The organism is Stutzerimonas azotifigens DSM 17556 (genome assembly GCF_000425625.1).
Taxonomy (GTDB): domain Bacteria; phylum Pseudomonadota; class Gammaproteobacteria; order Pseudomonadales; family Pseudomonadaceae; genus Stutzerimonas; species Stutzerimonas azotifigens.
On sequence record NZ_KE384415.1, the window covers coordinates 60,973 to 86,827 of the forward strand.

Sequence of the window (25,855 nt, forward strand, 5' to 3'; positions counted from 1 at the left end):
GAGTAAAGATCATTTACATTCTATACAGCTTGCAAGCGGATCTTCACGTTCAGCCCCGGATGGCCGTTCTCCGCCCAGATGCGGCCGCCCTGCAGGCGCACCATGCCCTGGGCGATCGCCAGGCCGAGGCCAAAGCCGTCGCCGCCGGGCCTGGCTTTGCTGAGGCGGGCGAAGGGGCGGAAGATGGTCTTCAGTTCGTCCTCGGCCACGCCCGGCCCGCTGTCGGCGATGCACAGGCACCAGCAGGCGCGCTCGCGCTGGGCGGTCAGGCATACGCTGCCGCCGGCCGGCGAGTAGCGGATGGCGTTGCGCAGGACGTTTTCCATGGCCTGCGCCAGGGCGTTGAGGTTACCCAGCACGCGGCAGTCGTCCGGCAACTGCGAGCGGATGCGCTCTGGCGCCCAGCCCGACTCGAACAGGGCGTCCTCGCGGAGCATGTCCCACAGGGCCGCGACATCCACCGGTTCGAGCTGCAGCGTCGGCTGCTCGCTGTCCAGCCAGGCCAGTTCGAGGGTGTTGTCCACCAGCAGTTGCATGCTCGCGGTCTCGCGCTCGACCCGTTCGCGCATCTCGGCGGCCGGCAGGTCGCTTTCGCAGGCCACGCGCAGGCGGCTGAGCGGGGTGCGCAGTTCGTGGGAAAGGTCACGCAGCAGTTGCTGTTGCTGGGCGATGGAGTCGCGCAGGCGCCGGGTCAGGTATTCCAGCGAGTGGCCGAGTTCGCCGAGCTCGTCGCGGCGGCCGGCGATGGAGGGCGGCAGCAACGTATCGAGCCGGTCGGCGCGCAAGGCATTGGCCTGCCGTCGCAACTGCCCCAGCGGGGAAATCAGCTGCGCGTAGAGCAGGGCGCAGAACAGCAGCGAGAGCAGCACCGGCAGCACGTAGAGCACCAGCCCGGTCAGCAGCGCATGGCTGCGCCACGGGCGAAAGCGCTCCGGCAGGCGCATGATCAGCTGCGCGCCGCTGTCGCCCAGCGGCACCGATACCAGCGGCAGGTCCAGGCTGCGTCGGCTCATCGGCCATTCGTAGTGACGCACGAAGGTCAGCTGGCTGCGCTCCTCGTCGCTGAGTGGCTGGCTGCCCAGCGGCTGCAACTGCCGGTCCACCACGACCAGCCAGCCGGGCTCTCGCTGGCGCATCCCTTCGCGCCAGCGATCGAGTGCCTCGGGGCCCTGGTTCAGGGCGACCTCGGCCTCGGCCGCATAGCCGGCGAGGGTCGAACGGGCCTCGTTCGAGAGGTAGGAGGTGTAGCGGTCGATGTGCCTGCCGAGGTAGTCGGCGGCAGCGATCATCGCCAGGCAGAAGCCGGCGACCAGCACCATGAGGCGCCAGTACAGCGAATGCCGGCCGGGCATCAGGCCGGTTGCCTGTTCAGCAGATAGCCCTTGCCCCATACCGCTTCCAGGCGCAGGTCGGCGACGTTCTCGCGCGCCAGCTTGCGGCGGATGTTGCTGACGTGCATGTCGAGGCTGCGGTCGTGCCGGGAATAGGCGCGGTACAGCACCTGCCGGTAGAGGAAGGGCTTGCTCTGCACCTCGCCGAGGTTGGCGTAGAGCAGCTTGAGCAGGCGGTATTCGGTGGAGGTGAGGCCGATCCAGCGTCCGTGGTGGCAGAGGTCGCTGCGCTGTTCGTCGAATAGCAGCGTCTCGTCGTCGGCGACTTCCGGTTGCGCCCGCTCGTAGTCGACGCGGCGCAGGATGGCGGCAACCCGCACCCGCAGCTCCTCGACGCTGAATGGTTTGGGCAGGTAGTCGTCGGCGCCGTTGTCGAAGCCGCGGATGCGGTGCGCCTCGTCGCCGAGGGCGGACATCATCAGCACCGGGGTGCGCTGGCGGCTGCGCAGGCGGGTGAGCACTTCCATGCCGTCGAGTCCGGGCAGCAGGACGTCCAGCAGGATCAGGTCGAACTGGGCCTGGCTGGCCAGCGCCAGTCCGGCGTCCCCCTGATCGGCGAGCGTGACCTGGAAGCCCTGGTGCTCCAGCGACGTCTTGAGGTGCGCCCCGAGCACGGGGTCGTCTTCGATGGCAAGGATGTGCCGGTCGGTATGAAGCTGCATGGTAGCCATTCGAATACGAACAAGAACACTTCTAGTTTGCGTCGAATGGGCCGGCGGTGGCTAGGGGCTGTGTGGATGGGAGTGTTCGCGAGCAAGCTCGCTCCTACGGGCATGGTGAATGATGACGGGCAACGGCCGGCTTTTCCCTTCTCCCTCGGGGAAAAAGTGGCCCGCAGGCCCGGCCGGATAAGGGCAGGCTCATCGCGGTCGAGGCCACGGATTACCCGAAGTCCGGCGACTGCTCCATGTAGGAGCATGCTCTGCATGCGACCGCTTTGCGGCAGCGCTGCGCCGGGTCGCGGGCAGAGCCCGCTCCTACAGGGGTGGCGAGGCGAGAGGACTTTTCCCTTCTCCCGCCGGGAGAAGTGGCCCGCAGGGCCGGATGAGGGCAGGCTCATCGCGGTCGAGACCCACGGATTACCCGAAGTCCGGCAACTGCTCCATGTAGGAGCATGCTCTGCATGCGACCGCTTTGCGGCAGCGCTGCCCGGGTCGCGGGCAGAGCCCGCTCCTACAGTGGGTGGCGAGGCGGGAGGACTTTTCCCTTCTCCCGCGGGGAGAAGGTGGCCCGCTGGGCCGGATGAGGGCAGGCTCGATCGCGGTCGAGGCCCACGGATTACCCGAAGTCCGGCAACTGCTCCATGTAGGAGCATGCTCTGCATGCGACCGCTTTGCGGCAGCGCTGCGCCGGGTCGCGGGCAGAGCCCACTCCTACAGTGGGTGGCGAGGCGGGCGGGCTTTTCCCTTCTCCCGCCGGGAGAAGGTGGCCCGCAGGGCCGGATGAGGGCAGGGCTCCATCGCGGTCGAGGCCACGGATTACCCGAAGTCCGGCGACTGCTCCATGTAGGAGCATGCTCTGCATGCGACCGCTTTGCGGCAGCGCTGCGCCGGGTCGCGGGCAGAGCCCGCTCCTACAGTGGGTGGCGAGGCGGGAGGACTTTTCTTTCCCGCTGGGAGAAAGTGGCCCGCAGGGCCGGATGAGGCAGGCTCCATCGCGGTCGAGGCCACGGATTACCCTGAGTCCTGCAACCGCTGCATGTAGGAGCATGCTCTGCATGCGACCGCTTTTATGGCGGCGCTGCTCCGGGTCGCGGTGGCGAGGCGGGCGGGCTTTTCCCTTCTCCCGCCGGGAGAAGGTGGCCCGCAGGGCCGGATGAGGGAGAGGGCGCGGCGCGCCCCTCGCACCTATTCGGCCGGCCGCACGCGCTTGAGGGTTTCGGCGATCATGAAGGCCAGCTCCAGCGACTGGTCGGCGTTCAGGCGCGGGTCGCAGTGCGTGTGGTAGCGGTCCGACAGGCTGTCCTCGGTGACCGGGCGGGCGCCGCCGATGCATTCGGTGACGTTCTGCCCGGTCATCTCGATGTGGATGCCGCCCGGGTAGCTGCCTTCGGCGCGGTGCACCTCGAAGAACTGCCGGACCTCGGCGAGGATGCGCTCGAAGTCGCGGGTCTTGTAGCCGCTGGAGGCCTTCATGGTGTTGCCGTGCATCGGGTCCGAGCTCCACAGCACCTGGCGGCCCTCGCGCTGTACCGTGCGCACCAGCCGCGGCAGCCCGGCCTCCACCTTGTCGGCGCCCATGCGCACGATGAGGTTGAGCCGGCCCGGGTCGTTGTCCGGGTTGAGGATGTCGATCAGCCGGATCAGTTCGTCGCTGTCCATGCTCGGGCCGACCTTCACCCCGATCGGGTTGCCGACGCCGCGCAGGAACTCGACGTGCGCGCCGTCGAGTTGGCGCGTGCGGTCGCCGATCCACAGCATGTGCGCCGAACAGTCGTACCAGCCGCCGCTCAGGCTGTCCTGGCGCACGAAGGCCTGCTCGTAGTTCAGCAGTAGCGCCTCGTGGGCGGTGAAGAAGGAGGTCTCGCGCAGCTGCGGCGCATCGTCCAGGCCGCAGGCGCGCATGAAGGCCAGCGTCTGGTCGATGCGGTCGGCGAGTTGGTGGTACTTCTCGGCCAGCGCCGAGTTGGCGATGAAGTCCAGGTTCCACTGGTGCACCTGGTGCAGGTCGGCGAAGCCGCCGCCGGCGAAGGCGCGCAGCAGGTTCAGGCTGGCGGTGGACTGGTGGTAGGCCTGCAGCAGGCGCTCGGGGTCCGGCACCCGGCTGCGCGCGTCGAAGCCGATGCCGTTGACGATGTCGCCGCGGTAGGCGGGCAGGGTGACGCCATCGATCGTCTCGTCGCCGGCGGAGCGTGGCTTGGCGAACTGCCCGGCCATGCGGCCGATTTTCACCACCGGGCAACCGGCGGCGAAGGTCATGACGATGGCCATCTGCAGCAGCACCTTGAAGGTGTCGCGGATCTTCGGCGCGGAGAATTCGGCGAAGCTTTCCGCGCAGTCGCCGCCCTGGAGCAGGAAGGCGCGGCCCTGGGTGACCTCGGCGAACTGCTTGCGCAGGGCCCGCGCCTCGCCGGCGAAGACCAGCGGCGGCAGGCTGGTCAGCGTCGCCTCGACGCGGGCGAGGTGCTCGGCATCCGGGTATTCGGGTTGCTGCTGGATCGGCTTGCCTCTCCAGCTTTGCGGGCTCCAGGGTTGGCTCATGACGCGGTAATCCTTTCGTACTTCTCGGCAGGTCTCGGATGGTAACCGATCACATGGGCCCGCGCTGATAGCCGCCGGGCATCGGCCTGTTAAGATGCGCCAATCGAAAGGGCGGGTGTGCGATGAGCGATCAGGAGCGGTTACTGGCCGAGGTGCGGGATGCGTTCGGCGTCGTCCGGGTCATCGAAGTGGGGGACTACCGGTTCCTCGAGTTCGGCGAGGGCATCGAGCAGAGCTGCGTGTTCACCGCCGATCCGGCCTGGCTCGAATACGACTACACCCGCGCGATGCTGATCGGCGGGTTGTGCCATGCGCATCCGGAAAGTGCGCTCTTCCTCGGCCTGGGCGCCGGCACCCTGACCCGTGCCTGCCTGGACTACCTGCCGCTGGAGGACGTCGAGGCCATCGAGCTGCGCGACGCCGTGGTGCGCGTCGCCGGCGAACTGCTGGGCCTGGCCGACGACCCGCGGCTGTTCGTGCGCGTCGGCGATGCCATCGAACTGCTGCCCTCGGCCGAGCCGGCCGACCTGTTGTTCGTCGACCTCTATACCGACGCTGGCCCGGCGGCGGCGCACCTGGCCTGGAACTTCCTGCAGCGCTGCCAGGAGAAGCTCAACCCCGGCGGCTGGCTGGTCATCAACCAGTGGGCGGGGCAGGACGACAAGCCGCTGGGCGCGGCCCTGCTGCGCGGGCTGTTCCACCGGCACTACTGGGAGATTCCGGTGAAGGAGGGCAACGTCATCCTGCTGGTGCCGGCCGATCTGGAGCAGACGCTCGACCTGCCGGGGCTGCACGAGCGCGCCGAGCGGCTGGCGCCGCGACTGGGCTACGACCTCGGTCCGTTGATCGACGCGTTGCGGCCGGCCAGCTGATGCCCGACGAACAGTCGTATTTGCCGAAGAAATAACTGACCTCGCAGGCAAATTCCGGTATAGTGCGCGCCGGCCAAACGGCCCCGTTCAGGTTTATGCATTCACGAAGCGCTGCTTCGGCTGTTGTCCGCTTCTCGCGGCTATCCTTGACGTTCCACTTCTTGTTTATCTTTCGCAAAGCCAGCGACCGAGCTGCCAGGGTGACCTACGGGTCTTGCACGGCATGCGCAGCTTCGGATCATGGGTCTTTGCGGATGCATCAGAGGCAGACCCATGACCCAGGAATCCGGCGGCTTCGCCGCGCTCGGCATTCATCCCTCCGTTCTCGCCGCCATCTCAGCCGTTGGCTATGAAGAACCGTCCCCCATCCAGGCCCAGGCTATCCCGGTGATCCTCGGCGGCCGCGACATGATCGGCCAGGCCCAGACCGGCACCGGCAAGACCGCCGCCTTCGCCCTGCCGATCCTGTCGATGATCGACCCGCAGCGGCGCGAGCCGCAGGCGCTGATCCTCGCGCCGACCCGCGAGCTGGCGCTGCAGGTGGCGACCGCGTTCGAGTCCTATTCCGCGCAACTGCCGGGCGTCAGCGTGGTCGCCATCTACGGCGGCGCACCCATGGGGCCGCAGCTCAAGGCGATCCGCCAGGGCGCGCAGATCATCGTCGCCACGCCCGGCCGCCTGGTCGACCACCTCAGCCGCAACGCCGGCCTGCTGGCCTCGATCCGCTTCCTGGTGCTCGACGAGGCGGACGAGATGCTCAAGCTCGGCTTCATGGACGATCTCGAAGTGATCTTCGAGGCGATGCCGGAAAGCCGCCAGAGCGTGCTGTTCTCGGCCACGCTGCCGCACTCGATCCGCGCCATCGCCGAGAAGCACCTGCGCGACCCGAGCCACATCAAGATCGCCGCCAAGACCCAGACCGTGGCGAAGATCGAGCAGGCGCACCTGATGGTCCACGCCGACCAGAAGATTCCGGCCGTGCTGCGTCTGCTGGAAGTCGAGGACTTCGATGCACTGATCGCCTTCGTGCGCACCAAGCAGGCGACCCTGGACCTGGCCACCGCGCTGGAGGCCAAGGGCTACAAGGCCGCCGCGCTGAACGGCGACATCGCGCAGAACCAGCGCGAGCGCGTGATCGAATCGCTCAAGGACGGCCGCCTGGACATCGTCGTGGCGACCGACGTGGCCGCGCGCGGCATCGACGTGCCGCGCATCACCCACGTGCTCAACGTCGACATGCCCTATGACCCGGAATCCTACGTGCACCGCATCGGCCGTACCGGCCGCGCCGGCCGCGAGGGGCGGGCGCTGCTGCTGGTGACCCCGCGCGAGCGGCGCATGCTGCAGGTGATCGAGCGCGTCACCGGGCAGAAGGTCGCCGAAGTCCGCCTGCCGACCCCGCAGCAGGTGCTCGATGCGCGCATCCGCAAGCTGACCAACAGCCTGGCGCCGCTGGTCGGCGATGCCGAGGCCAGCCACGGCGAGCTGCTGGACAAGCTGATCGCCGACATCGGCTGCAGCCCGCGCGCGCTCGCCGCCGCGCTGCTGCGCAAGGCCACCAACGGCCAGGCGTTGACGCTGGCCGAGGTGGAGAAGGACCAGCCGCTGGTCCCGGGCGCGCCGCGCGAGCGCAGCGAGCGTGGTGAGCGTGGTGAGCGTGGTGGCGACCGCGATCGCGAACGCCGCGCGCCCATGCCGCTGGCCGAGGGGCGCGTGCGCTGCCGCACGTCGCTGGGCGCGCGCGACGGCATCGCCGCGCGCAACCTGCTCGGTGCCATCCTCAACGAGGGCGGCCTGCCGCGCGAGGCGATCGGCCGGATTCAGGTGCGCGACAGCTTCAGTCTGGTCGAGCTGCCGGAGGAAGGGCTCGAGCGTCTGCTCGGCAAGTTGAAGGACACCCGCGTCGGCGGCAAGCAACTCAAGCTGCGCCGTTACCGCGAAGACTGATCGCCACAGGCCCGGGCAATGGCGCGAAGCGAATGCGAACGGTGCCGGCGCCCGGCCGGCCACTGTCTCTGTTCGTCGATTCCCTGCCTGGATAGCCGCACCCGGGTGCTGGTCCTGCAGCACCCGAGCGAGGCGCGTCATGCGCTGAACACCGGCCGCCTGGTGGCGCTCGGCCTGCGCCATGCCGAACTTTGGGTGGGTGAACGTTTCGACGGCCTGGCCGAGCGGCTGAGCGAGCCGGGCGTGTCCGCCGCGCTGCTGTTCCCGGGGGAGGGCGCGACGGTGGTCGAGGATGCCTCTGCCTGGCCGGCCGGGCAGCGCCTGCTGGTCGTGCCCGACGGTACCTGGCGCAAGGCGCGCAAGCTGCTGTATCTCAATCCCGTGCTGGAAACCCTGCCGCGCCTGACCCTGCCCGCCGGGCTGGCCAGTCGCTACCGGCTGCGCAAGGCCCCGGGGCCCGAGGCGCTGGCGACCGTCGAGGCGGTCGCGCAGCTGTTGCAGCGTCTGGATGCGCCCCTCGATTTCCGGGCCCTGCTCGAGCCTTTCGAGACGATGATCGAGGGTCAGATCGAGGCCATGGGCGAGCAGACCTATCGCCGCAACCATGCGCCTGCGAAGGGCGGGGACACCGGCTAGCCGGGGCGGCGCAGGGTCTTCTGGCGGAGGATGTAGACCGTCACCAAGGTGGCGCTGACGAGCATGCCGGCGCGCGCCCAGGGCAGCGGCACCAGCCAGCAGGACACGCCGATGCTGATCCACATGGTGCCGATCGCCAGCACCTTGCCGCGCAAGGGAATGCCGTTGCCTTCCAGATAGTCACGCACCAGCGGGCCCAGTACCCGGTGTCCCACCAGCCATTCGTAGAAGCGCCGCGAACTGCGCACGAAGCAGGCGGCCGCCAGCAGCAGGAAAGGCGTGGTGGGCAGCACCGGAAGGAAGATACCGACGACGCCGCAGACGACGCTCAGCGTGCCGATCGCGAGCAGCACGTAGCGCAATACCGGATTGCGCCACTGGCCGATGTCGCGATGCGCCATGACGCCTCGCGTGTCAGTGCCGGCGTGGCTTGAGCAGCGCTGGCTTTTCTTCGGGGGCGTGGCAGAGCAGGTAGAGGGCGGTGAGGATCTCGGGGATCTGCGCCACCATTTCGTCGACCAGGCGCTCGTCGGCGGCGATCTCGGCGAACTCCGGTTGCTCGTCGAACAGGCCCGAGCCGACCATGATCGGCAGCAGCAGCTCGCTGACTTCCTCTTCCGCCTCCTCGAACCACACCGCTTCGCGGAGGAACACGCCTTCCATGAAGCCGATGCACCAGCCGCGCAGCTCGGAATCGTCCGGGTCGTCGCCGAGGTCGAGTTCGCAGGGTAGCTCCATGTCCTCGTCGCTGGCCAGCTGGCGGGCGATGTGCGCCTTGAGCTGCACCAGCGTGGCCTCGATGGCCTCGCGCTCGGTGTCGTCGGAGTAATGCGGCGGTTCGGCGAACAGCGCGTCGATCCACTCGCGTTCGGGCACCGGTTCGGGACAGATGCACAGCGCGGTCAGGTAGCCGTGTGCGGCGATGTAGTCCAGTGCTTCTTCATGCAGGTCGTCGGCATCCAGAAACACTTGCAGACGGGCGAGTTGCTCGGCGAAAGACATCGGGGACTAACCTAAGGACGGGATCAGAGGCGATTCTAGTCCAGCCCGCAGGCGCCGGCTACCGTTGCCGCCTGCGATGCCCGGCCGCATCGGCCCGCAGGTGCGACCGTTCGCGCCTATGGCCTGAAGCGACGGAGCGGGTCGCGTATACTGCCGGCCTCGTTTCGGAGACCGGCATGCTCGACCAAGCCCAGCGCATCCTCAAAGACGTATTCGGCTACGACGCCTTCCGCGGCAACCAGGCGGCGATCATCGGACGCGTGGCCGGCGGTGGCGACGCCCTGGTGCTGATGCCCACCGGCGGCGGCAAGTCGCTGTGCTACCAGGTGCCGGCCCTGCTGCGCGGCGGCGTGACGGTGGTGGTGTCGCCGCTGATCGCGCTGATGGAGGACCAGGTCGCCACGCTCGACGAACTCGGCGTGTCGGCGGTGGCGCTCAACTCCAGCCAGAGCGCGGACGAGCAGCGCGAGATCGCCGAGCGCCTGCGCCAGGGCGAGATCAAGCTGCTCTACCTCGCCCCGGAGCGGCTGGTCCAGCCGCGCATGCTGGCCTTCCTCCAGCGCCTGGAGATCGGCCTGTTCGCCATCGACGAGGCGCACTGCGTGTCCCAGTGGGGGCACGATTTCCGTCCGGAATACCTGCAGCTCGGCCAGCTCGCCGAACTTTTCCCGAACGTGCCGCGCATTGCCCTGACCGCGACCGCCGACAAGCGTACCCGCGAAGAGATCGTCCAGCGCCTGCAGCTCGAGCGTGCCGAGCGCTTCCTGTCGAGCTTCGACCGGCCGAACATCTTCTACCGCATCGTGCCCAAGGATCAGCCGCGCAAGCAGCTGCTCGGCTTCCTCGCCGAGCGCCGCGGCGACGCCGGGATCGTCTACTGCCTGTCGCGCAAGAAGGTCGAGGAGGTCGCCGCCTTCCTCAGCGAGCAGGGCTTCCCGGCGCTGCCGTACCACGCCGGGCTGCCGAACGAACTGCGCGGCCATCACCAGAGGCGCTTCCTCAACGAGGAAGGCCTGATCATGGTGGCGACCATCGCCTTCGGCATGGGCATCGACAAGCCCAACGTGCGCTTCGTCGCCCACATGGACCTGCCCAAGTCGCTGGAAGCCTACTACCAGGAAACCGGCCGCGCCGGCCGCGACGGCCTGCCGGCCGACGCCTGGATGGCCTACGGCCTGCAGGACGTGCTGTTCCTCAAGCAGATGCTCGCCAACTCCGAAGGCGACGAGCGCCACAAGCGCGTGGAGCGGCACAAGCTCGACGCCATGCTGGCGCTGTGCGAGGAGACCCGCTGCCGCCGCCAGGCGCTGCTGGCGTACTTCGACGAGGAACTGCCGAACCCCTGCGGGCACTGCGACAACTGCGTCGACGGCGTGCAGACCTGGGACGCCACCGAGCCGGCGCGGCAGGCGCTGTCGGCCATCTACCGCAGCGGCCAGCGCTACGGCGTCGGGCACCTGGTGGACATCCTGCTCGGGCGCGACAACGAAAAGGTCCGCAACCTGGGCCACCAACACCTCTCGGTGTTCGGCATGGGCAAGGGCCTGTCCGAAGGCGAATGGCGCTCGCTGTTCCGCCAGCTCGTCGCCCGCGGCCTGGCCGACATCGACCTGGACGGCTTCGGCGGCCTGCGCCTGGCCGATGCCTGCCGGCCGCTGCTGCGCGGCGAAGTGAACCTGGAGCTGCGCAAGGACCTGTCGAGCAAGGCGCCGAAACCCGCCAGCAGCGCCGCCAGCCAGCTGGTGCGCAGCGAGGAGCGCGAGCAGTGGGAGGCGCTGCGCGCGCTGCGGCGCAAGCTCGCCGAGGAGCACAGCGTGCCGCCCTACGTGATCTTCCCCGACGCCACCCTGCTGGAAATGCTGCGCAGCCAGCCGGCCAGCCTCGCCGACATGGCGCGGGTCAGCGGCGTCGGCGCGCGCAAGCTGGAGCGCTACGGGCAGGCCTTCCTCGAGGTGCTGCAGGGCGGCGCCGAGCCGCCGAAGGCGCCGGTCGACATCCGCCACGAACTGGCCAGCCTGGCCCGCGCCGGCATGACCCCGACGCAGATCGCCGCCCAGCTCAATTGCAGCGAGAAGAACGTCTACAGCCTGCTCGCCGAACTGATCGGCCGCCAGCAGCTGTCGATCGAGCAGGCGCTGGATCTGCCGGAGGAACTGCTCGGCGAGATCCAGGACGCCTTTCTCGATGGAGAGGGCGAGCTGCCACCGGTGGCCGAGATCGCCGAGCGCTTCAGCCGCGTGCCGGTGGGCGTGCTGCACTGTGTCCGGGCCGCCCTGGAGGCGGAGTTCGAGTCCTGATTCGCGCCGGCCAGATGCCGCCGCGGGTTATCGGGCCTGCAGCCGCTTGGCCGCGTTGATCAGGTGCTGACGGGCGGCGTGCCGCGCCGCCTCGGGGTCCTGCCGCTCGATCGCCTCGAAGATCGTCCGGTGCTCGTCCTGGGCCTGCCTGACCCAGCCGGCATGCCGCGCCGTGTTGGTGCGCGCGGCGCGGATGAGCCGGCGCACCCGGGTCTCGAGGAAGTTGCTGAAATCCAGGAAGTGCTCGTTGTGCGTCGCGCGCATGATCGACTGGTGGAAATGCATGTCGTCGTCGATGCCGCTGCCGTTGGTGCGGATCGCCTCTTCGAGGGCTTCCAGGTGGCCGCGTATCTCTTCCAGTTCCGCCGGCGTGCGGCGCATCGCCGCCAGCTCGGTGCCGACCACTTCCACCGACATCAGGAATTCGATGGTGCTGGCCAGGTCCTCCTGACTGTCCAGGCGCGCCTCCAGGCGGAACACGCTGCTGCCCTCGGGATTGACGAACTGGCCGCGGCCCTGCTGGGAGATGATCAGGCCTTCGGACTTGAGCAGGGATATCGCCTCGCGCACCACCGGGCGGCTGACCCCGTATACCTGGCACAGCTCCTGCTGGCTGGGCAGGCGTTCGCCGGGCTGCCAGGCGCCGCTTTCGATGGTCGCGCGCAGCCGCAGGGCCACCTCGTCGGGCAGTGAATGGCCGCGCTGGATGATTTCGCTGTTGCTGGACATGCTGGCTCGTTTCCTTGGTGCGGACGGCGCGTGGCGCGGCCGCGTCCTCTATTCAGGCGCTGTAGAGCCCACCGTTCACGTGGATGGTCTCGGCGGTCACGTAGCTGGCGGCCGGGCTGCACAGAAAGCTCACCACCGAGGCCACCTCGCGCGCCGTGCCGAGCCGCTTGAGCGGCATCGCGGCGGTCATCGCCTCGCGGCGGCCGACGTCGAGGGACTGCATCATGCGGGTGTCGATCAGGCCCGGCGAAACCGCGTTGACCCGCGTGCGGGGTGCCAGCTCCTGGGCCAGGGAACGGGTGAGGGCGAGCACGCCGCCTTTGGCGGTGGCGTAGGGCGTGTGGTCGGCGCTGCCGCGATGGCCGGCCAGCGAGGCGATGTTGACGATGGCGCTGCCTTCGGCGAGCAGCGGCCGCAGCGCCTGGACGGTGTAGAACACGCCGTCGAGATTGACCGCCAGGCTGCGCCGCCAGGTCTCGGGCTCGAGGCCGGCGAGCGGCAGGTGTTCGTAGAGGCCGGCGCCGGTGACCAGGTAGTCGACCCGGCCGAAGGCTTCCCGGCAGCGTGCCGCCAGCGCCTCGGCGTCCTCGACGCGCGCCACGTCCTGGCGTTGGCCCAGGCAGCGGGGCTCGCCGCCGAGGGATTCGACCAGGGCCGCGAGCGCCGGCTCGTCGAGGTCGCTCAGCAGCAGGCGCATGCCGCGGGCGGCGAACTGGCGGGCGATCTCCGCGGGTATCTCGCCGGCGGCGCCGGTAATCACTGCAACGGCATCCTCTAGGTCAGCCATGGGGGGTCTCCTCGGCGGAAGCTTGCGAGTGAACTTGTCATATAACATTACCATCTGCTAGGTTTTTGACTACCGGCGCCGCATGCCTCCGAGCGCCGGGGTACTCAAGCTACCCGCGCGAACGCGACGCGGGATCGAACAAGAACAACGAAGCTGGAGGAATTGCGGATGCCCGCAATTACAGGCACCACCCGTCTCGTCGGCGTCCTCGCCGACCCCGTCAGTCATGTGCGCACCCCGGAAGTGATGAACCAGCGCTTCGCCGCGACCGATATCGACGCGGTGGTGGTGCCCCTGCATGTGAATGCGCACGGGCTGGGCGCGGCCTGGCAGGGGCTGTGCCAATTGCGCAACCTCTCCGGGCTGGTGGTCACCGTGCCGCACAAGGCGGCGGTGGTTGGCCTATGCGACGAACTCCTTCCCAGCGCGCGCCAGGTTGGCGCGGTCAATGCCGTCCATCGGCTGCCCGACGGGCGCTTCGTCGGCGCGATCTTCGACGGCCTCGGTTTCGTCGAGGGACTGCGCCGGCAGGGGCGCGATCCGCAGGGCCGGCGTGTCCTGCTGCTCGGCGCCGGCGGGGCCGCCTCGGCGATCGGTTTCGCATTGGCCGAAGCCGGCATCGCTTCGCTCGACATCTTCAACCGCTCCCCCGACAAGGCCCGGCGCCTGGCTGACCGTATCGCGGCGGCGTACCCGCAGCTGCCGGTCGCCGTCGGCGACGGCCAGCCGGCCGGCCACGACCTGCTGGTGAACGCCACTTCCCTCGGCCTGAAGCCGGACGATCCGCTGCCGCTCGATCCCGAGCGGCTGAAGCCCGGGATGACGGTCGCCGAGGTGGTCATGCGGCCGGAGCGCACCCGGCTGCTGGAACAGGCCGCCGCCCACGGCTGCGATACCCATGAGGGGCTGCACATGCTGCAGGCCCAGCTCGATTTGTTGGCGCGTTTCGTACTGGAAGGCCGCTGAGCCGCAGCTAGGGCTCGGTAATAACAATAAAGCGAACAGCTCGTCGCACGACGAGCGAAGGAGGACAGACCCATGCGTCATGCACTTTCCGCCCTGGCGATCGCCACCGGCCTGATCGCCCCCGCTATCCACGCAGAGCCCCTGAAGGTCGCCATCATCGAGTCGCTGTCGGGCTCGCAGACCTCCACCGGGCGGATGTACTCCAGTGCCGCCCGCTACGTGCTGGAGCAGATGAACGAGCAGGGCGGCTACAACGGCGAGCCGATCCAGATCAAGGACTACGACAACGGCGGCAACACCTCGGGCGCGGCCAGCCAGTTCCGGCAGGCAGTGGCGGACGGGGCCCACGTGATCATCCAGGGCTCGTCCTCGGCGGTGGCCGGGCAGATCACCGAGGACGTGCGCAAGCACAACATCCGCAACAAGGGCAACGAGATCGTCTATCTCAACATGGGCGGAGAAGCCCTGGAGCTGCGCGGCGACAAGTGCCACTTCCACGCCTTCCACCTCACCACCACCGCGCCGATGCGGGTGGGCCCGCTGGTGAAGGTGATGGCGCAGGAGGGCGACCTGGGCGATCGGGTGTACTCGATCAACCAGGCCTATTCCTGGGGCCAGGACATGGAGCAGGCGATCAAGTCCTACGCCGACACCTACGACTACGAAGTCGTCGAGACCGTGCTGCACGAGGTGAACCGCATCCAGGACTTCGCCCCCTTCGTCGCCCAGATCCAGGCGGCCAAGCCCAGCTCGGTGATCACTGGCAACTGGTCCAACGACCTGCTGCTGCTGATGAAGGCGGTGGGCGATTCGGGGCTCGACGTGACCTTCGGCACCACCTTCCTGGACCAGGTCGGCAACGTCGCCAACGCCGGCAAGATGGCCCTCGGTCACTACGTGGCGCATCCCGGCAACGCCGAACTGAACAAGGACCCGCAGGACGCCGAGGACTACAAGGCCTTCAGCGGCCATTACCCGGTCTACGTCGAGCCCGGCACCATCAACGGCATCCGGCTGTTCACCGAGGCGTTGCGCGCCAACGACTTCAAGGGCGGCGACATCGACGTCAACCGGATCGCCCTGGCCATGGAGCAGGCCCGGCTGGAGACCGACATCGGCCCGGTGTCCATCCGCAGGGAAGACCACCAGGCGATCATGCCGGTGGTGGTCTCGCGGGTGGAGCAGGGCGTGAAGTACCCGGCCGACGGCACCGACATGGGCTTCAAGCCGATCCAGGTGGTGTCGCCCGAGGATGCCATCTACCCCGTCCAGGAATCCTGCCGGATGCGCCGGCCGGATTGACGTCGTGCCTGGCCCGCGCCGCATCCGGCAGGCGCGGGCATCGGCGGCGACCGCGGGTCGCCGATCTGGCAGGTCCAGGGGAGGGTGGTAATGGAGTTCCTGATCGTCTCGACCATGAACGGCGTGATCTACGGCATGCTGCTGTTCATGGTGTCGGCCGGGTTGACGCTCATCTTCGGCATGATGGGCGTGCTGAACTTCGCGCATGCGTCCTTCTACATGCTCGGCGCCTACTTCGCCTACACGCTGTCGGGCCTTTTCAACTTCTGGGTCGGGCTGATCGTCGCGCCCCTGCTGGTGGGGCTGATCGGCGTGCTGGTGGAACGCTACATGCTGCGGCGCATCCACAGGTTCGGGCATGCCCACGAGTTGCTGCTGACCTTCGGCCTGGCGTTCATCTTCGAGGAGCTGGTGAAGCTGTTCTATGGCAACTACCCGGTCAACTACCGGATGCCGGACAGCCTCAACTTCGCCGCCTTCAACGTGTTCGGCGCCGACTATCCGTTCTACCGGATCTTCATCGGGCTGATCGCCGTGGCCATGTTCGCGCTGCTGCTGATCCTGCTGACGCGCACCCGGATCGGCCTGGTGGTGCGTGGCGCCGAGCGCCTGCCGCAGATGGCCCAGGCCCTCGGACACAACGTTCCGCTGGTGTTCATGGGCGTGTTCGGCACCGGCGCGGCGCTGGCGGGCCTGGGCGGCGCGGTGGCCGGGGCGTTCTTCCCGACCAACCCGAACATGGCGCTGGAACTGGGGGTGATCGTCTTCGTGGTGGTGGTGGTCGGCGGGCTCGGCTCGCTGGCCGGCTCGCTGATCGCCTCGGTCCTGATCGGCGTCTTCAGCTCATTCGCCGTGGGGCTGCACTGGACGCTGGCCGGTGCGCTGTCGTGGGTCGGCCTGGGCGGGTGGGCCGAAGGCGTCGGCGGGCTGCTCACCCTGCCGCTGTCGTCGATATCGGGCACGGTGCCCTTCCTGCTGATGCTGATCGTGCTGCTGGTGCGGCCGGCCGGCCTCATGGGCTCGAAGAACTGAGGACGGTCCGATGCGCTACAGATTCCTGCTGCTCGCACTGCTGGTCGTCGCCCTGGTCGTGGTGCCGCCGTTCCTCGGGCTGGGTTGGCAGTACACGCTGGTGAATGCCCTGATCGCCGCGCTGTTCGCCGCCGCCTTCAACCTGCTGATGGGGCAGGGTGGCATGCTCTCCTTCGGGCACGCGGCCTACTACGGCCTGGGCGCCTTCGGCGTGCTGCACGTGATGCAGCTGATCGAGTACGGCGACTCCCGCTTCCCCACCGTGCTGCTGCCGCTGGTCGGCGGGCTGATCGGGCTGGTCTCCGGGCTGCTGGCCGGGTTCTTCGCGGCCAGGCGCTCGGGGGTGTACTTCGCCCTGGTCACGCTGGCGCTGGCCCAGCTGCTGTACTCCCTGGCCCCGCACTGGTCCGGCATGTTCGGCGGCGAAGCGGGCCTGTCGTCGATGCGCATGCCGTCGCTGGGCCTGGATTTCGGCAGCAACCTGCAGGTGTACTACCTGACCCTGGCCTGGACCCTGGTGTGCATCTCCCTGCTGTACGCCTACACCTTGACGCCCTTCGGGCGCCTGACGCAGGCGCTGCGCGACAACGAGCAGCGGGTGCGTTTCATGGGCTACAACGCCCACGCGACCAAGGTGCTGGTGTTCGGCATCTCGGCGATGTTCGCCGGCATCGCCGGCGGGCTGACGGCGATCGCCAACGAAACGGCCAACTACCAGATCTTCAACAGCCACGTCTCCGCGCAAGTGGTGCTGCATACCTTCATCGGCGGTTCGGCGCTGTTCTTCGGGCCGATCATCGGCGCGGCGGTCATCACGGTGTTCACCTTCGTGGTGTCCGGGGTGACCCACTCCTGGATGCTCTACCTGGGCGCGCTCTTCGTGCTGGTCATGCTGTTCGCGCCGAACGGCATCGGCGGGGTGATCCAGGCGCACGTCCAGCGCCGCGACTCGTTGCCCTGGCGGCGCCTGGTGGCGCCCTACGCGGTGGCGACCGGCGCGCTGGTGCTGGTCGCGCTGGGCACGGTGTTCATCGTGCAGAGCCTGGAGATCGTCTTCTCCGAGCAGTATCGGGCCGCGGTGGCGCGCACCGGCCAGTACGCCGACTACAGCCTGTTCGGGATGAAATGGGCCCTGTTCAGCCCGCTGACCTGGCTGACGCCGCTGCTGCCGCTGGTGGCCGGCTTGCTGCTGCTGCGCAGGACCGCGGCACGGATCCGCGAGCTCTGGGCCGGCGGCGGCGACCCGTCTGCCTGTCCGCCGAAGGTCCCGGGCGCCACGCTGAGGAGCCGAGCATGAGCACAGCAAGCGACAACGTGCTGGTCGCCCGCGACCTGCAAAAGAGCTTCGGCGGGCTTTCGATCGTCAAGGGCGTGGACCTTGAAGTGCGCCGCGGCGAGCGGCACGCGATCCTGGGGCCCAACGGCGCCGGCAAGTCGACCCTGTTCAACCTGTTCTCCGGGGCCTTCCCGCCGAGCGCGGGCAGCATCGAACTCAATGGACGCCCGATCGGCGGGCTGTCCCCGGAGCAGATCAACCGCGCCGGGCTGGCCCGCTCGTTCCAGATCACCAACGTGTTCGGCAAGCTCTCGGCGCTGGAGAACATCCGCATGGGCGTGCTGGCCCGCCACGGCGTGCGCTTCAATCTCTGGCGCCGGGTCAGCGGCATGCAGGCCATCAACGACGAGGCCCGGGCGCTGCTGGAACAGGTGCGGCTGGGGCACCGCGCCGACACCCCGGCCGCCGACCTGACCTACTCGGAGCAGCGTTCGCTGGAGATCGGCATGACCCTGGCCACCGGCGCCGAGATGATCCTGCTGGACGAACCCACCGCCGGCATGTCGCGCGCGGAGGCGGCCTACATCGTCGAGCTGATCCGCCAGGTCACCGTCGGCAAGACGCTGATGATGGTCGAGCACGACATGAGCGTGGTGTTCGGCCTGTGCGACCGGATCTCGGTGCTGGTGTACGGCAAGATCCTGGCCACCGGAACGCCGGACGAGATTCGCGCCAACCGCGACGTGCAGGAAGCCTATCTGGGCGAGGAGGTGCACTGATGCTGCTGGAGGTCAAGGCCCTGCACGCCTACTACGACAAGAGCCACATCCTGCACGGCGTGAGCTTCGCGATGCCCGAGGCGGCGATCGTCGCCCTGCTGGGGCGCAACGGCTCGGGCCGTTCGACCACGCTCAAGGCGATGATGGGAATCGTCCCGCCGGCCGAGGGCAGCGTTCGCCTGCAGGAGCGGGAGCTGGCCGGCAAGGCCAGCCATGTCATCGCCCGTTGCGGCCTGGGTTACGTCCCGGAGGAGCGCCTGGTGTTTCCCAACCTGAGCGTGGAGGAAAACCTCTACATGGGCATGCAGCCCGGCGCCGCGGGCGCGCCGCAATGGACGCTCGAGGACATGTTCGCCTACTTCCCTCGGCTCGAGGAACGCCGCAACCAGCGCGCCGGCTACCTGTCCGGAGGCGAGCAGCAGATGCTCACCATCTGCCGCTCGCTGCTGGGCAACCCCCTGGTGCTGCTGGTGGACGAACCGACCGAGGGCCTGGCGCCGATGATCGTCGACGTGGTCGCCGAGGTAATTCGCGACATCCAGGCCAGGGGCGTCGGGGTGCTGCTGGTCGAACAGAAGATGAGCATGGCCATGCGGGTCGCCAGCCGGGTGCTGGTCATGGGGCACGGCGAGATCGTGTTCGACGGGCCGGTGGCGGAAATGCAGGCCCGCGAGGACATCCGTCGCGACTGGCTGGAGGTTGCCGCCTAGCCGGCGCGGCGATCCGGTGCGGGCTTGCGCGCCACCTTGTAAGACAAGCTGACAGGTACGAGGACGAGACGATGAGCGCAGAGAGCGAAACCGCGCGGCAAGGCGCGGTGATGGTCACCGGCGGTGGCAACGGCATCGGGCGCGCCATCGCCCTGCGTTTCGCCCAGGCCGGCGAGCCGGTGCTGATCTTCGATCGCGACGCCGGAGCCGGCGAGCAGGTGGTCGCCGAACTGGCCGGCCGGGGCCTGAGCGCCGTCGCCTGCGCCGGCTCGGTGCATTCGGAGGCGGACGTCGACGCCGCCTTCGCCCTGGCCGAGACGCGCTACGGCGGGGTGCGCGTGCTGGTGAACAACGCCGGCATCTCCTGCAACCGGCCGACGGTGGAGCTGGAGCTCGGCGACTGGCAGCGCACGCTGGACGTCAACCTCACCGGCGTCTTCCTCTGCGCCCGCGAGGCGGCGCGCCGGCTGCAGGCGCAGGGGCGCGAAGGCGTGATCGTCAACATGGCCTCGATGTATGGGGTGGTCGCGGCGCCCAACCGGGTCGGCTACTGCGCCACCAAGGCCGCGGTGGTGATGATGACCAAGGCGCTGGCGGTGGAATGGGCGGCCGCCGGCATCCGCGTCAACGCCGTCGCGCCGGGCTACGTGCAGACCGCGCTGACCCAAGAGCTGATGGACAGCGGCCGGCTGGATGCCGCGGCGATCAGGCGCCGCACCCCGCAGGGGCGCTTCGGCACGCCCGAGGAGGTGGCGGACGTCGTGCACTTCCTGGCCTCCGAACAGGCCCGCTACGTCACCGGACAGACCCTCGGCATCGACGGTGGCTGGTCCGCCTATGGCTATCTCTAGATAAAGCGGAGGAGAAGGCAGCATGCCCCGCACGAACGCATTGAGCGCCGAAACACCCTGGCGAGAGTTGATGACCACCGACGAGGACTGGCAGGCTGCAGACCCGCGTCTGCTGCGCACCCTGCTGGTGAGCATGCAACTGATCCGCGCCTTCGAGGAAAAGGTGCTGGAGCTGGCCAGCCAGGGCCTGGTCCACGGGCCTGCGCACTCCAGCATCGGCCAGGAAGGCGGCGCCGTGGGCTCGGTCCTGGCGCTGCGCGGATCGGATCAGGTCAACGGCTCGCACCGCGCGCACCACCAGTTCCTCGCCAAGTGCCTGCATTACCTGGCGCCCGAGGGGCTGGACCCGGCCCGGCCGGTGAATGCCGAGGTGCAGGAGCTGCTGCAGCGCACGCTCGCCGAGATCCTCGGCCTGGCCCAGGGATACTGCCGCGGGCGCGGCGGCTCCATGCACCTGCGCTGGGCCGAGGCCGGCGTGCTCGGCACCAACGCCATCGTTGGCGGCGGGGTGCCGTTCGCCGCCGGGGCCGCCTGGGCGCACCGGCGCGCGGGCACCGGTGATGTCGCCATTACCTATTTCGGAGATGGCGCGATCAACATCGGCTCGGTGCTGGAAACCATGAACCTGGCCGCGGCCTGGGGGCTGCCGCTGTGCTTCTTCGTTGAGAACAACCGTTATGCGGTGTCCACCCGGGTCGAGGAGGTCACCGCCGAGACGCGGCTGTCGTCGCGCGGCCAGGCGTTCGCCATTCCCGCCTGGAAGGTCGACGGCATGGACCCGCTCGCCGTGTACCTGGCCATGCAGGAGGCGCTCGAGGTGATGCGCAACGGCGGCGGGCCGACGCTGATCGAGGCCGAGGTCTACCGCTTCTTCCACCAGAACGGGCCGCTGCCGGGCAGCGCCTTCGGCTACCGGAGCAAGGAGGAGGAGCAGGGCTGGCGCGCCCGCGACCCGCTGGAGCTGGTCGGCCAGCGGCTGATCGGCCGCGGCCTGATGGCCCCGGCGGCCCTGCAGGACCTGCGCGGCGCAGCCCAGGCGGCGATGGAGCGGGCCGCCGCCGAGCTACTGGACGGCTCTGGCGCCAAGCCGGTCATCCGCGCCGAGCAGTGGCCCTCGCCGGACTTCCGCGATGCCCACGTGCGCGGCGACCTCTCCGAGTTCGAGGGGGTGCGCTTCGTCGAACAGGAGCAGTTCCAGGGCGCGCTCGAGCCGCGCAAGTTCGTCGACGTGGTGGCCGACGTGATGAACCGGCGCATGGCCGAGGACCCGCGCATCGTCGTCATGGGCGAGGACGTCCATCGGCTCAAGGGCGGCACCAACGGCGCGACCCGCGGCCTGGCGCAGGCCTTCCCCGACCGCTGCCTGGGCACGCCGATCAGCGAGAACGCCTTCGTCGGGCTGGGCGGCGGGATGGCCATGGACGGCCGCTACCGGCCGGTGGTCGAGTTCATGTACCCGGACTTCATGTGGGTCGCGGCCGACCAGGTGTTCAACCAGATCGCCAAGGCGCGGCACATGTTCGGCGGTGACGGCAGCATGCCCCTGGTACTGCGCACCAAGGTAGCGATGGGCACCGGCTACGGCTCGCAGCACTCGATGGACCCGGTCGGCATCTTCGCCACCTCGCCCGGCTGGCGGATCGTCGCGCCCAGTACCGCCTACGACTACGTCGGGCTGATGAACAGCGCCCTGCGCTGCGAAGACCCGGTGCTGGTGCTCGAGCATGTCGACCTCTACAACCTCGGCGACCCGGCGCCGACGGAGGATCTCGACTACTTCATTCCGCTGGGCAAGGCCAGGGTGGTGCGGCCGGGCAGGGCCGTCACCGTGCTCGCCTACCTGTCGCTGGTGCGGCAGGCGGTCGCCGCCGCCGAACGGCTGGGGGTGGACGCCGAGGTGATCGACCTGCGCAGCCTCGACCGCGCCGGGCTCGACTGGGCCACCATCGGCGCCAGTATCGAGAAGACAAACAACGTACTGATCGTCGAACAGGGCCCGCTGGGAACCTCCTATGGCGGCCTGCTGGGCGACGAGATCCAACGCCGTTATTTCGATTACCTCGACCAGCCGGTGCAGCGGGTGTACGGCGGCGAGGCATCGCCGAGCATTTCCAAGGTCCTCGAGCGTGCCGCCTGCGCCGGCCCGGAAGAAATCGAGGCCGGCCTGCGCCGGGTGATGGCCGAGCAGGGGCGTCCGCTGTAGCCGCGCGCCCATGAATGAGACTGAACGCTAGGAGATACGTGCATGAAGATGGTCGCCCCCCTGGAAGTCGGCATCTGCTGTGAGAACCTGGAATCGCTCAAGCGCTTTTACGTCGAGCAACTGGGCTTCGACGAAATCAGCCACTTCGCGATACCGGCGGAGAAGGCCGGCGACACCGGGCTGAGCAGGGGCGGCTACCAGGTCGTGCGCCTGCAGACGCCCTGGGGCGAGCGGCTCAAGCTGCTGCAGGCGGATGCGCCGGCCGAGCCGCGAGTGGCCAGTCAGTGGATTCTGCAGCGCCTGGGCAACAGCTACCTCACCTTCATCGTCGACGACCTGGGCGACATGCTGAGCCGGCTCAAGCGGCTCGGCGTACCCCTGCTCAGCGGCGACGACCGGGTCGAGGTACGCCCGGGCACCTGGCTGGTGTTCGCCCGCGACCCGGAGGGCAACGTCATCGAGTTCGTCGAGTACGCGGACATCGCGGCCTATCGGCCAGACCTGAAGGCAGGGAGCTGAAACCATGGCGAGCGAAATCCTGATGCCGTCGCTGGCGGCGGGCATGGAACAGGCCACGCTGGTGCGCTGGCTGAAGCAGGAAGGCGACCCGGTCAGCCAGGGCGAAGTGATCGCCGAGATCGAGACCGACAAGGCGGTGATGGAAATGGAGGCCCAGGCCGACGGCAGCCTGGGGCGCATCCTGGTACCGGCCGGGAGCGAGGAGGTTCGCGTCGGCACGCCGATCGCGATCCTGCTGGGCGCCGGTGAGGACGCCTCGGGGCTGGCGAGCCACAGCGCAGCCGGCCAGGCAGTCAGGCCCGATGCCACCGAAGCCCCCGCGGTACCGACCCCCGAGCCGGACCCCACGGCGCCCGCTTCGGCGCAACTCAACGAGCCGCTGACGCAGGCGCCAGCGCCGGCTCCAATGCGGGCCGCGGCGCAGGATGACGAAGGCGAGCGCCTGTTCGCCAGTCCGTTGGCGCGGCGAATGGCCTGGCAACAGGGGGTCGATCTCGCCGGCATCAACGGCAGCGGGCCGCATGGTCGGATCGTCAAGCTGGACGTCGAGCGGGCGGCCGCCGGTGCCCCGGGGCCGGTTGCCCAGCCCGCCGATCCAGTCATGGCCCCCGACGCCACGAGCGTCGAGCGCATCGCCCATAGCGGCATGCGCAGGACCATCGCTCGTCGCCTAACCGAAGCCAAGCAGCAGCTGCCGCATTTCTACCTCACCCTTGACGTGCAGATGGATGCGCTGCTGGCCCTGCGCACCCAGCTCAATGCCAAGGCCGCCCAGGCGACGCCCGCCTACAGGCTGTCGGTCAACGACTTCATTGTGTTCGCCGTCGCCAGGGCCCTGCGTCGGGTGCCGGAGGTTAACGCGAGCTGGGGAGAGGAGGCGATCACCCGCTATCGCGACGTCGACGTCTGCGTCGCCGTGGCCACCGAGGCCGGATTGATCACGCCGGTAATCCGCGAGGCCGACCGCAAGGGGCTGGCCGAGATCGCCGGCGAAATGCGTGTACTGGCCGAGAAGGCGCGCGCCGGCAGGTTGCAGCCAAAGGAGTACCAGGGCGGCGGCTTCACCATCTCCAACCTGGGCATGTACGGCATCCGCGAGTTCGCCGCGATCATCAACCCGCCGCAGGCGGCGATTCTCGCCGTGGGCGCGGTGGAGAAGCGGGCGATCGTGCGGGACGACCAGTTGGCCGTCGGCAGCATGATGACGCTGACCCTCTCCGCCGATCACCGCGTGGTGGACGGCGCCGTGGGCGCGCGCTTCATGGCCGAGCTGAAGAGCCTGCTGGAAGAGCCATTGAACCTGCTGGCGTAGGCGGCGCGGGAACCCGAAATGGATGATTACGAGGTTCTGGTGATCGGCGCCGGCCCCGGCGGCTACGTGGCCGCCATCCGGGCCGCCCAACTGGGCATGAAGGCGGCGGTGGTCGAGCGCGCCGAACTCGGCGGGGTATGCCTGAACTGGGGCTGCCTGCCGACCAAGACGCTGCTGCGCTCGGCCGACATCCTGCGTCTCGCCCGCGAGGGGGCGGTCTACGGGCTGCTGCTGGACAGCCCGCCGCGCTTCGACCTGGCCGCCGCGGTCAGGCGCTCGCGGGAGGTCGCCGGCCAGCTCAACCGCGGCGTGCGCGCGCTGCTGAAGAAGAACCGGGTCGCGGTGCTGAACGGGCATGCGCGCCTGCTGGGCCAGGGCCGGGTGGCGGTGGAGAGCGGCGGCGACGTCCGCCACCTGCAGGCTCGGCACGTCATTCTCGCCACCGGGGCCCGTCCGCGAGTCCTCGCCGGTTTCGAGCCGGACGGCGAGCGCATCTGGACCGCGCGCGAGGCGATGACGCCCGGCGCCTTGCCCAGGACGCTGGTGGTGATCGGCGCCGGCGCCATCGGCGTCGAGTTCGCCAGCTTCTATGCCACGGCTGGCTCGCAGGTCACGCTGATCGAAGCGGCCGGGCGCATCCTGCCGGTCGAGGACGAGGAAATCTCCGAACTGCTCGTCCAGCGCTTGCGCAAGCAGGGCATCGCCATTCACACCGGCGCGCAGGTCGAGGGGCAGAAAGCCGGCGACGGTGGGCTAATGGTGAGTTTCCGCCAGGGCGGCGAGCCCCGGACGGTGGAGGCCGAGCGCGTGATCATGGCCGTGGGCATCGTCGGCAACGTCGAGGACCTGGGCCTGGAGAACACCCGGGTGCGCGTCGAGCGCAATCACATCCGGGTGGACGCCTGGTGCGCCACCGACGAGCCGGGCGTCTACGCCATCGGCGACGTGGCGGGGCCGCCGTGGCTCGCGCACAAGGCCAGCCACGAGGGCGTGATCTGCGTCGAGCGAATCGCCGGCCTGGCCGAGGCGCATCCCCTGGACCCGCATTCGGTTCCCGGCTGCACCTACTGCCACCCGCAGGTAGCCAGCGTCGGCCTGACCGAGGCGCAGGCCAGGGCAGGGAGCTACGAGGTTGGCGTCGGCCGTTTCCCCTTCGTCGGCAACGGCAAGGCGCTGGCGCTCGGCGAGCCCGAGGGACTGGTCAAGACGGTGTTCGACAGGCGCACCGGCGAACTGCTCGGCGCCCACCTGATCGGCCCCGAGGTGACCGAGCTGATCGGCGCCTATGCGCTGGCGCGGACCCTGGAGACCACGGAGCTGGAGTTGACCCGGACGGTGTTCCCGCATCCCACGCTGTCCGAGGCGCTGCACGAGTCTGTGCTGGCGGCCTTCGGGCGCGTCGTGCACGTCTGACGGTATGTCCATGGTGGGCTGAAGCCCACCCTACTGCGGTGTGTAGGATGGGCCGCGCGGCGTTCCGCTTCAGCCCACCAGAGCGACCACCCGACGACCTTTGAAGCGTTTTGCGGCGATTTCCCGCTTGTGACGGCCGTTCGGCTATGCTTAGTTGCCTAATAATAAGCACTACCTGGAATCGTTCTGCCATGCTGCAGTACTCGCAACACTCCTTCGGATTGCAACTCGCCCTCCTGTCCCGCACCTGGCGGGCCGAACTCGATCGCCGGCTGGCCGGCCTGGGATTGTCCCAGGCACGCTGGCTGGTGCTTCGCCACCTGTCGCTGATGAAGGAGCCGCCGACCCAGCGCGAGCTGGCGCAGATCGTCGGTGTCGAAGGCCCGACGCTGGCCCGCCTGCTGGACAGCCTGGAATCCCAGCGGCTGGTGCGGCGGGTGACCGTTCCCGAGGACCGCCGCGCCAAGCGCGTGACCCTGACCGAGCAGGCGCGGCCACTGATCGAGCAGATCGAATCGATTGCCGCGCAGATGCGTGATGAAATGTTCTCCGGCATCGAAGACGAGGACGTGCGCCGCTGCGAGGAGGTGCACCTGAAGATCCTCGCCAACCTCACCCGCAGCTGACCGGA

General features: G+C 68.9%; 23 protein-coding genes. 16 read left to right on the top strand and 7 right to left on the bottom strand.

Features of this window, described 5'->3' with window-relative positions; translation table 11 throughout:
* Positions 1-20 precede the first annotated feature (20 nt).
* The 3 genes from H610_RS0118235 to H610_RS0118245 form a co-directional block, all read right to left on the bottom strand.
* Positions 21-1,352 (bottom strand): HAMP domain-containing sensor histidine kinase, encoded by a 1,332-nt coding sequence (locus H610_RS0118235; RefSeq protein ID WP_028240989.1) that lies wholly within the window; start codon positions 1,350-1,352, stop codon positions 21-23.
* Positions 1,352-2,053, bottom strand: coding sequence for a response regulator transcription factor (locus H610_RS0118240; RefSeq protein ID WP_028240990.1), 702 nt, complete (start codon positions 2,051-2,053; stop codon positions 1,352-1,354). The genes H610_RS0118235 and H610_RS0118240 overlap by 1 nt, the downstream gene beginning before the upstream one ends.
* Positions 2,054-3,238: 1,185 nt before the next feature.
* Entirely contained in the window at positions 3,239-4,591 is a 1,353-nt protein-coding gene (locus tag H610_RS0118245; protein WP_028240991.1) for a class II 3-deoxy-7-phosphoheptulonate synthase, read from the bottom strand.
* A 122-nt stretch (positions 4,592-4,713) separates the two neighbouring features.
* On the opposite strand from H610_RS0118245, the gene H610_RS0118250 reads away from it, so the two are divergent.
* From H610_RS0118250 to H610_RS0118260, 3 genes are all read left to right on the top strand, one after another.
* Positions 4,714-5,463 (top strand): spermidine synthase, encoded by a 750-nt coding sequence (locus H610_RS0118250; RefSeq protein WP_028240992.1) that lies wholly within the window; start codon positions 4,714-4,716, stop codon positions 5,461-5,463.
* 273 nt (positions 5,464-5,736) lie between these two features.
* Positions 5,737-7,410, top strand: coding sequence for a DEAD/DEAH box helicase (locus H610_RS0118255; RefSeq protein WP_028240993.1), 1,674 nt, complete (start codon positions 5,737-5,739; stop codon positions 7,408-7,410).
* Positions 7,411-7,428: 18 nt separating this feature from the next.
* Positions 7,429-8,046 (top strand): tRNA-uridine aminocarboxypropyltransferase, encoded by a 618-nt coding sequence (locus H610_RS0118260; protein WP_028240994.1) that lies wholly within the window; start codon positions 7,429-7,431, stop codon positions 8,044-8,046.
* On the opposite strand, the gene H610_RS0118265 is transcribed toward H610_RS0118260, so the two are convergent.
* Both H610_RS0118265 and H610_RS0118270 read right to left on the bottom strand, forming a co-directional pair.
* Complete coding sequence (locus H610_RS0118265) at positions 8,043-8,447, bottom strand: YbaN family protein (RefSeq protein WP_028240995.1); 405 nt, start codon at positions 8,445-8,447, stop codon at positions 8,043-8,045. The two genes, H610_RS0118260 and H610_RS0118265, sit on opposite strands and share 4 nt — an antisense overlap.
* 13 nt (positions 8,448-8,460) lie before the next feature.
* Positions 8,461-9,048 carry a UPF0149 family protein gene (locus H610_RS0118270; RefSeq protein ID WP_028240996.1) on the bottom strand — a complete coding sequence of 196 codons (588 nt, stop codon included), beginning with the start codon at positions 9,046-9,048 and terminating at the stop codon, positions 8,461-8,463.
* A 176-nt stretch (positions 9,049-9,224) separates the two neighbouring features.
* Between H610_RS0118270 and recQ the strand changes: the two genes are divergently transcribed.
* The gene (gene recQ / locus H610_RS0118275) at positions 9,225-11,345 is read left to right on the top strand and encodes a DNA helicase RecQ (protein ID WP_028240997.1); all 2,121 of its coding nucleotides are present in this window, start codon (positions 9,225-9,227) and stop codon (positions 11,343-11,345) included.
* 27 nt (positions 11,346-11,372) lie between these two features.
* Here the strand turns inward: recQ and H610_RS0118280 are convergent, their stop codons facing one another.
* Positions 11,373-12,074: a FadR/GntR family transcriptional regulator gene (locus H610_RS0118280; protein WP_028240998.1), complete on the bottom strand. Its 702-nt coding sequence runs from the start codon at positions 12,072-12,074 to the stop codon at positions 11,373-11,375.
* Positions 12,075-12,126: 52 nt separating this feature from the next.
* Positions 12,127-12,861 carry an SDR family NAD(P)-dependent oxidoreductase gene (locus H610_RS0118285; protein WP_028240999.1) on the bottom strand — a complete coding sequence of 245 codons (735 nt, stop codon included), beginning with the start codon at positions 12,859-12,861 and terminating at the stop codon, positions 12,127-12,129.
* Between the two features lie 168 nt (positions 12,862-13,029).
* Between H610_RS0118285 and H610_RS0118290 the strand changes: the two genes are divergently transcribed.
* From H610_RS0118290 to H610_RS0118345, 12 genes are all read left to right on the top strand, one after another.
* Entirely contained in the window at positions 13,030-13,827 is a 798-nt protein-coding gene (locus H610_RS0118290; protein ID WP_028241000.1) for a shikimate dehydrogenase family protein, read from the top strand.
* 72 nt (positions 13,828-13,899) lie between these two features.
* Positions 13,900-15,129, top strand: coding sequence for a branched-chain amino acid ABC transporter substrate-binding protein (locus H610_RS0118295; protein ID WP_028241001.1), 1,230 nt, complete (start codon positions 13,900-13,902; stop codon positions 15,127-15,129).
* Positions 15,130-15,219: 90 nt separating this feature from the next.
* A complete protein-coding gene (locus H610_RS0118300) occupies positions 15,220-16,161 on the top strand; it encodes a branched-chain amino acid ABC transporter permease (protein ID WP_028241002.1) in 942 nt (313 codons plus the stop codon).
* A gap of 10 nt (positions 16,162-16,171) precedes the next feature.
* Positions 16,172-17,458 carry a branched-chain amino acid ABC transporter permease gene (locus H610_RS24185; protein ID WP_043239003.1) on the top strand — a complete coding sequence of 429 codons (1,287 nt, stop codon included), beginning with the start codon at positions 16,172-16,174 and terminating at the stop codon, positions 17,456-17,458.
* Positions 17,455-18,216 carry an ABC transporter ATP-binding protein gene (locus H610_RS0118310; RefSeq protein ID WP_028241003.1) on the top strand — a complete coding sequence of 254 codons (762 nt, stop codon included), beginning with the start codon at positions 17,455-17,457 and terminating at the stop codon, positions 18,214-18,216. The genes H610_RS24185 and H610_RS0118310 overlap by 4 nt, the downstream gene beginning before the upstream one ends.
* Positions 18,216-18,926, top strand: a complete 711-nt coding sequence (locus H610_RS0118315; protein WP_028241004.1) for an ABC transporter ATP-binding protein — start codon at positions 18,216-18,218, stop codon at positions 18,924-18,926. Before H610_RS0118310 ends, H610_RS0118315 begins: the two co-directional genes overlap by 1 nt.
* A 71-nt stretch (positions 18,927-18,997) precedes the next feature.
* The gene (locus H610_RS0118320; protein WP_028241005.1) at positions 18,998-19,777 is read left to right on the top strand and encodes an SDR family NAD(P)-dependent oxidoreductase; all 780 of its coding nucleotides are present in this window, start codon (positions 18,998-19,000) and stop codon (positions 19,775-19,777) included.
* A gap of 22 nt (positions 19,778-19,799) precedes the next feature.
* Positions 19,800-21,980 carry an alpha-ketoacid dehydrogenase subunit alpha/beta gene (locus H610_RS0118325; RefSeq protein WP_028241006.1) on the top strand — a complete coding sequence of 727 codons (2,181 nt, stop codon included), beginning with the start codon at positions 19,800-19,802 and terminating at the stop codon, positions 21,978-21,980.
* A gap of 42 nt (positions 21,981-22,022) precedes the next feature.
* On the top strand, positions 22,023-22,499 hold the full coding sequence (locus tag H610_RS0118330; protein ID WP_028241007.1) for a VOC family protein: 477 nt from the start codon (positions 22,023-22,025) through the stop codon (positions 22,497-22,499).
* 4 nt (positions 22,500-22,503) lie between these two features.
* Complete coding sequence (locus tag H610_RS0118335) at positions 22,504-23,811, top strand: pyruvate dehydrogenase complex dihydrolipoamide acetyltransferase (protein WP_028241008.1); 1,308 nt, start codon at positions 22,504-22,506, stop codon at positions 23,809-23,811.
* Between the two features lie 18 nt (positions 23,812-23,829).
* Entirely contained in the window at positions 23,830-25,224 is a 1,395-nt protein-coding gene (gene lpdA, locus H610_RS0118340; protein ID WP_028241009.1) for a dihydrolipoyl dehydrogenase, read from the top strand.
* Positions 25,225-25,505: 281 nt separating this feature from the next.
* Positions 25,506-25,850: a MarR family transcriptional regulator gene (locus H610_RS0118345; RefSeq protein ID WP_408055005.1), complete on the top strand. Its 345-nt coding sequence runs from the start codon at positions 25,506-25,508 to the stop codon at positions 25,848-25,850.
* Positions 25,851-25,855 lie beyond the last annotated feature (5 nt).